This window comes from Subdoligranulum sp. APC924/74, assembly GCF_003324125.1.
Classification (GTDB): Bacteria; Bacillota; Clostridia; order Oscillospirales; family Ruminococcaceae; genus Gemmiger; species Gemmiger qucibialis.
Genome location: NZ_PSQF01000016.1, coordinates 37,555 through 44,274, shown reverse-complemented (window position 1 = coordinate 44,274; position 6,720 = coordinate 37,555). Strand labels below are relative to the sequence as shown.

The following is a 6,720-nucleotide window of genomic DNA, read 5'->3' as shown; positions in this document are numbered from 1 at the left end:
GCCAAGCCAAAAGCGCAGATAATACTGGATGCTGCAAAGGTGAGCGCCGCCAGTGGCGGAAACAGCGAACCGAAGCAGGGGCAGCGGTCGCAGAGTGCGAGGGGCTTTTGCCCCCGAAGCACGATGCGGGTACCGCAACCTGACATTATCGAGCATTTTGGCAACGCAGATGCCGTGCCGCAGCTGCCGGAGCGGTGCTTAAGCCGCAAGGCGGGAATTGTGCGGTGTTGCCCTAAAAAAAGACGGCTGTTGCGGCGGCAAAAGGCGGCAACGGCCGTTTTTTGAAAGCCATCGGTATATAGTTCCTGAGCAAAGACAGGAGAGTATGGGAAAATGAAAACAACAACTTCGCACCTGAAAGAGATCGTCATGCAGGGTGTATTTACCGCCTGCGCATGCATCTCCATTCTGGCCGTGACGCTGATCTGCATCTTCTTATTTGCAAACGGCCTGCCCACCATTTTTGAGATCGGCCCCCTCAAGTTCCTGCTTGGCACCACCTGGAAACCCGGCAACAACCTGTACGGCATCCTGCCCATGATCCTGGGGAGCATCTATGTCACCGCAGGCGCGATCATTGTGGGGGTGCCCATTGGGCTGCTGACGGCCATCTATATGTCCCGCTTTGCATCGCCCCGTATCAACAAGGTGCTGTTGCCGGCGGTACAGCTGCTGGCCGGTATCCCCTCGGTCGTGTACGGCTTCTTCGGCATGATCGTTATGGTCCCGGCGGTGCAGGCTATGGTCAAATCGGACTTTTTCAAAACTGTGCTGCACGTGAAAAGCGGCAAGGGCATGAGCCTGTTTACCGCCAGCCTGCTGCTGGGCATCATGATTTTGCCCACCATCATCACGGTCAGCAAAACCAGCCTGGACGCTGTGCCCCAAAGTTATTACGAGGGCAGCCTGGCTCTGGGTGCTACCCATGAGCGCAGCGTGTTTTGCGCGGTGCTGCCCGCCGCCAAAAGCGGCGTAATGTCCGCTGTAATCCTGGGTGTTGGCCGCGCCATCGGCGAAACGATGGCCGTTGTGATGGTTGCCGGCAACCAGACCTGGATGCCCAGGGGCTTGTTCCAGGGGCTGCGCACGATGACCTCCAACATCGTCATCGAGATGGGTTACGCTGCAGACCTGCACCGCGAAGCGCTGATCGCAACCGGCGTTGTGTTGTTCGTTTTCATTCTGCTGATCAATCTCTGCTTTAGTTTGGTAAAGGGGGGCGAAAAGAATGGCTGATTTTGCTGCAACCGCCGGTAAAACCGATGATATGACCCATGCAAATGCGAAAATCGTTCCCCCCGCCCGCCACGAAAACCGCATGGCGGCCCGCGCGTATGCCCTTGTCATGCGCTGGCTGGTGCGGCTGGCGGCCCTGATTACCGTGGCGATCCTTGTGTTCCTGATCGGCTATATCCTGGTCAACGGTATTCCCAACCTCAAGCCGTCCCTGTTTGAGTGGACCTATAATTCCGACAACGTATCCCTGATGCCCGCGCTTATCAATACCATTCTGATGACGGCGTTCTCGCTGGCCATTGCTACACCGCTGGGCATTTTTGCTGCGGTCTGGCTGGTGGAATACGCCAAACGCGGCAGCAAGCTGGTCAAGGTGGTGCGCATCACCACCGAAACGCTGCAGGGCATCCCCTCCATCGTATACGGTCTGTTCGGTATGCTGTTCTTTGTCATGCAGCTCAAATGGGGCTACAGCCTGATCGCCGGTGCCTTCACGCTGGCCATCATGGTGCTGCCGGTCATCATGCGCACCACCGAGGAAGCGCTGCTTGCAGTGCCGGATTCTTACCGCGAGGGCAGCTTTGGCCTGGGGGCCGGCAAGCTGCGCACCGTATTCACCATTGTGCTGCCCAGCGCCATGCCGGGCATCCTGTCCGGTGTGATTTTGGCAACGGGCCGCATTGTAGGCGAAACCGCGGCCCTGATCTACACGGCCAGCACCGTTGCCGCCGTGCCCGCCAGCGTGTTCAGCTCCACCCGTACCCTTGCCACCCATATGTATCTGCTTTCCAACGAGGGCCTGCATATCAATGAAACCTACGGCACTGCCGTGGTGTTGTTGATCCTGGTGCTGCTCATCAACAGCCTGTCCAGCTTTATTGCCGGCTGCCTTGCCAAAAAGTAATGCCGAAAGGAACTGCATGATGAATAAATTCGAAGTTAAAAACATGGACCTGTATTACGGCAGCTTCCATGCACTGAAAAATATCAATATTGCCATCCCCGAAAAAGAGATCACGGCGTTCATCGGTCCTTCCGGCTGCGGCAAGTCTACTTTCCTGAAGAGCCTGAACCGCATGAACGACCTGGTGGAAGGCTGCCGCATTTCCGGCGATATCCTGCTGGACGGTGTGGATATCTATAAGGATAAGATGGATGTCAATGTGCTGCGCAAGCGGGTTGGCATGGTGTTCCAGAAGCCCAACCCCTTCCCGATGAGCATTTACGATAATATCGCCTACGGTCCCCGCACCCACGGTGTGCGCAGTAAGGCGCAGCTGGATGAAATTGTGGAAAAAAGCCTGCGCGGCGCTGCCATCTGGGACGAAGTGAAGGACCGCCTGAACAAAAGCGCGCTGGGCATGTCCGGCGGCCAGCAGCAGCGTTTGTGCATTGCCCGCGCCCTGGCGGTGGAGCCGGAAGTTCTGCTGATGGATGAACCGACCTCCGCCCTGGACCCTATCTCCACCTCCAAGGTGGAAGAGCTGGCTCTGGAATTAAAGGACCGCTACACCATCGTAATCGTGACCCATAACATGCAGCAGGCCGCCCGTATTTCAGATAAGACGGCGTTCTTCCTGCTGGGTGAGCTGGTGGAAATGGGCGATACGGAACGCCTGTTCTCCACCCCTGTGGACAAGCGCACGGAAGATTATATTTCCGGCCGTTTTGGTTGATCGGAGGAGCAATACCATGCCTAGTGTGCGTAAATCTTATGATGAAGAGCTTTTGCAGCTGGATACCTTGCTGGCCCGCATGGGTCACGAAGCCGGTGCCGCCATTGAAAGCGCACTGACTGCCCTGCGCAATGATGATATTGAACTGGCCCGCAGCGTGGTTGCGCGGGACAGCCAGATCGACGCAAGCGAACACGAGATCGAACACCGCTGCCTGCAGCTGCTGCTGCGCCAGCAGCCGGTGGCTTCGGATCTGCGCAAGGTCAGTACAGCCCTGAAAATGGTAACGGATGTGGAGCGCATCGGCGACCAGGCCAGCGATATTGCGGAGCTGGTGCTGCACCTGCACGCCAAATCCACCGATGCCGTGGGCGTGCTGGAAGATATCCTGAAAATGGGCGATGATGTGCTGAAGATGGTCAAACGCTCCATTGCCGCCTATGTGCAGGTGGACCTTGCCGCCGCCGCGGAAGTGATCGCCCATGATGATGTCATCGACGCCGCGTTCAGGCGCATCAGCAGCGAAATTGCCCAGTACATTGCCGCCCACCCCACCGAAGCAGAGACCGCGCTGGATCTGTTTATGGTGACCAAATATCTGGAACGCCTTGGTGACCACGCCGTGAACGTGGCCGAATGGGTCGAATTCTTAAAGACCGGCGTTCACAAATCCCGCAAGATCGTGTGATCTTGCCCGGCGGCGTGTGAGGCCACTCCAAGGTGAACCTGAAGCCAACTGCTTGGATTTTGAATTTTCAGGTACACCCAATAACATTGCCATTCTCTTTTTTATGTTTTCCTATACCGCACCAAAGGGCCAGCACTGCACGCTGGCCCTTTGGTGTTTTTATGTGTAGACTGCTGGGAATGAAACCTGGCAGAAAAGTGGAAGAAGCAATGCAGAGTGTGTTATACTGGAAAGGACAAATCGAAAACGGCTGCACAATATCAAAAGTGAGGAACATCTCTATGGACGAATTTTCACATCTGAAAAGTAAGCTGTTAGCTGAACAGGTAGAAGAACAAATCTATCATTATATTCTGGACACTCCGCTGGACCCTGGCAGCAAGCTGCCCAATGAGTTTGAACTGGGGGAAAAGTTCGGCGTGGGACGCAGTACCATCCGCGAAGCGGTCAAGCTGTTGTCCAGCAAAGGCATTGTGGAAGTGCGCCGCGGCTCCGGCACCTATGTGCTGGCCACGGCGCTGGGTGTCGGTGACCCGCTGGGGCTGAGCTCCGTGCAGGATAAAACCGCATTGGCATTAGACCTTGTGAATGTGCGCCTGCTGCTGGAGCCCGGTATCGCCGAGATGGCTGCTAACAACGCAACGGATGAGGATATTGCCCGGCTGCGCCGCCTTTGCGAACGTGTAGAAGCCAAAATTCATGATGGAGACCGATACATTGAGGATGATATTGCGTTTCATACCTGTGTGGCTGAAAGCAGCAAAAATATGGTTGTGGAACAGCTGATCCCCATTATTGATACAGCCGTTATGATGTTTGTGAACGTAACCCACAAAAAGCTGATCGATGAAACGATTATGACCCACCGTATGATCGTGGAAGCGATTGAGGCCCATGATCCCATCGGTGCACGGAACGCCATGACGATGCATCTGGCATTTAACCGCCGTATGATCAAAGAATTGTACGATAAAGACCGCCAAAAGACAGAATAAACTGCCGAGAAAACGCCCGCACTGGTTATCAGACCAATGCGGGCGCTATTTTTCTTAAAATCATCAGATGTATTGCACGGCGCTTAACGGTGATAATCTCGAAAAAACAAGTCAAACAAGGCTAAAATGTATAAAAAACAGCTTTTAATTGTACAAAACGTGCAAATAACAACCGGAACTTTTGGCATAAAGTAGGAATGCACCCGTACAACTTGCAAACATTGAGCAGACAAATTACAATAGAGACATCAGATAAGCAGTACACCCGCACAAGAAACGGAGGCAATTTTTATGAAACTTCATTCTCAGGAAGTCCGTACACTGGCGCCCGAAAATGATCCGTTGAAAATTGGTATGGGGTGGTCGGTTTCCGACCTGAGCAAGCCCCAGATTTTCGTGGAAAGCACCTTTGGCGACAGCCACCCCGGCAGCGCCCATCTGGATCAGTTCGTCCAGCAGGCTGTACAGGCCGTTAATGAACACGGCGGCAAAGCAGCCCGTTACTTTGCCACCGATATGTGTGATGGTATTGCACAGGGGCATGACGGCATCAACTACTCGCTACCCCACCGCGATGCTATCGTCAATCTGGTCGAGGCACAGGCGAACGCCAGCGTTTATGACGGCGGTGTTTTTATCGCCAGCTGTGACAAGTCTGTTCCCGCCATGCTGATGAGCATTGGCCGCTTGAAAGAGATGAGCGCCATTATGGTGACGGGCGGCGTTATGGAAGCCCACACTCTGCCGAAAAAGTACGTTGTCAACGACCCCGCCTGCGCCATCAATGACCTGCTGACGCTGGAGCAGATCGGCAAGTTTGATGCGTGGGAAAAAACCGGTGTTATTCCCAATGAACAGCTGGACTATTACAAGCACAATGCCTGCCCGTCCTGCGGTGCCTGTTCCTTTATGGGAACGGCCTCTACCATGCAGGTTATGGCAGAAGCTCTCGGCCTGATGCTGCCCGGCACAGCGCTGATGCCTGCCACTGCCCCGGAACTGAAACAGGCCGCTTACGATGCAGGTGTTCAGATGATGAAGCTGGTTGAACAGGGCATCACTGCCAAGGACATCGTTACCAAAAAGAGCTTTGAAAACGCTATTATGGTTCACGCTGCCATTTCCGGCTCCACCAACGCCACCATGCACCTGCCCGCCATCGCCCACGAGTTTGGCATTGAAATTGATGCCGATACCTTTGACCGCATGCACCGGGGTGCGCATTATCTGCTGAACATCCGGCCTTCCGGCGATTGGCCTGCGCAGTATTTCTACTATGCGGGTGGTGTGCCGCGCGTCATGGAAGAAATTAAGTCCATGCTCCACCTGGATGTGCTAACCGTCACGGGTAAGACGCTGGGTGAAAATCTGGAAGAGCTGAAACACAACGGGTTCTATGAGCACTGCGATGAGATTTTGAAAGAAAAGACCGCACACCTCGGTATCCATGTTACCCGCGAAGACATCATCCACAGCTTTGACAATGCTAAGGGCACGAATGGCAGCATTGCCATCCTGAAAGGCAACCTTGCCCCCGAAGGCAGCGTGATCAAACATACTGCCTGCCCGAAGAATATGTTCATCGCTACCCTGCACGCCAAGCCTTATGACAGTGAGGAAGCCTGCATTGCCGCCGTTCTGCACGGTGAGGTAAAACCCGGCGATGCGATCTTTATCCGTTACGAAGGCCCGCGCGGCAGCGGTATGCCGGAGATGTTCTACACCGGCGAGGCCATCTGCGCCGACCCGAAGCTGGCCTCCAGTGTAGCACTGATCACGGACGGCCGTTTCTCCGGCGCGAGCCGCGGCCCGGTCATTGGTCACGTCAGCCCCGAAGCTGCCGTGGGTGGTCCGATTGCACTGGTGGAGAAAGACGACCTGATTCAGATCGATGTGCCCAACCGTCTGCTGGCCATCGTTGGTGTTAAGGGCGAGCCCAAAACACCTGCCGAAATGGATGCCATTCTGGCCGAACGCCGCGCCAAATGGCAGCCGAGGGAGCCCAAGTATAAATCCGGTTTGCTGAAACTCTACTCTCAGCACGCCGTCAGCCCGATGAAGGGCGCTTATATGGAGTAATACGGTTCTCCCCTACACTGTATTAACCACATACAAACAAAAAAAG

The 6,720-nt window shown here is 54.9% G+C and carries 7 protein-coding genes; all 7 read left to right on the top strand.

What is annotated here, in order from left to right; genetic code table 11:
- Positions 1-285, top strand: a 285-nt coding sequence (locus C4885_RS16725) for a hypothetical protein (RefSeq protein ID WP_207657583.1), incomplete at its 5' end; no start/stop codon positions are given.
- Between the two features lie 48 nt (positions 286-333).
- Entirely contained in the window at positions 334-1,236 is a 903-nt protein-coding gene (pstC, locus tag C4885_RS06405) for a phosphate ABC transporter permease subunit PstC (protein WP_113999541.1), read from the top strand.
- A gap of 82 nt (positions 1,237-1,318) precedes the next feature.
- Positions 1,319-2,140, top strand: a complete 822-nt coding sequence (pstA, locus tag C4885_RS06400) for a phosphate ABC transporter permease PstA (protein ID WP_113999542.1) — start codon at positions 1,319-1,321, stop codon at positions 2,138-2,140.
- A gap of 19 nt (positions 2,141-2,159) precedes the next feature.
- Positions 2,160-2,912, top strand: a complete 753-nt coding sequence (pstB, locus tag C4885_RS06395; RefSeq protein WP_333559384.1) for a phosphate ABC transporter ATP-binding protein PstB — start codon at positions 2,160-2,162, stop codon at positions 2,910-2,912.
- A gap of 16 nt (positions 2,913-2,928) precedes the next feature.
- A complete protein-coding gene (phoU, locus tag C4885_RS06390; protein WP_113999539.1) occupies positions 2,929-3,600 on the top strand; it encodes a phosphate signaling complex protein PhoU in 672 nt (223 codons plus the stop codon).
- Positions 3,601-3,881: 281 nt separating this feature from the next.
- Positions 3,882-4,595 carry a FadR/GntR family transcriptional regulator gene (locus C4885_RS06385; protein ID WP_113999538.1) on the top strand — a complete coding sequence of 238 codons (714 nt, stop codon included), beginning with the start codon at positions 3,882-3,884 and terminating at the stop codon, positions 4,593-4,595.
- Between the two features lie 291 nt (positions 4,596-4,886).
- Positions 4,887-6,674 (top strand): dihydroxy-acid dehydratase, encoded by a 1,788-nt coding sequence (gene ilvD, locus C4885_RS06380; RefSeq protein WP_113999537.1) that lies wholly within the window; start codon positions 4,887-4,889, stop codon positions 6,672-6,674.
- Positions 6,675-6,720: the final 46 nt, after the last annotated feature.